The organism is Shewanella electrica (assembly GCF_022321485.1).
Classification (GTDB): domain Bacteria; phylum Pseudomonadota; class Gammaproteobacteria; order Enterobacterales; family Shewanellaceae; genus Shewanella; species Shewanella electrica.
The window spans coordinates 1-251 of sequence record NZ_JAKOGG010000544.1 but is presented as its reverse complement, the minus strand read 5'-3'; the positions used below and the strand labels follow the sequence as shown (position 1 = coordinate 251).

Genomic DNA, 251 nt, shown 5'->3' with positions numbered 1-251 from the left:
CAGAAAGAGAGGAAGAGTAGGCAACCACCGCGGGAACGGATTAAGATTGAGAAGATCAGGCCTTCGCCACCTGTTGATTCATCAAGCGTCGACGCTAGTGCCAGTAAACCTGATGTCTCCTCAAGTGATGTTAAGGGACTGGATGATGATGGTGGAGCAGAGAAAGAAGAGAAGGTCGTCGTTGATCGTAAGAATGATATAGGTGCAGAGGTTGTTGATACTGAGGTTGAAGTCCAATCAACAGAGAGAAG

At 47.4% G+C, this 251-nt stretch carries 1 protein-coding gene; it reads left to right on the top strand.

Annotation, left to right across the window (positions count from 1 at the left end; translation table 11 throughout):
* Nucleotides 1–251 (top strand): hypothetical protein (locus L9G74_RS24475; protein ID WP_238898839.1); only part of this gene is annotated, 251 nt, incomplete at both ends.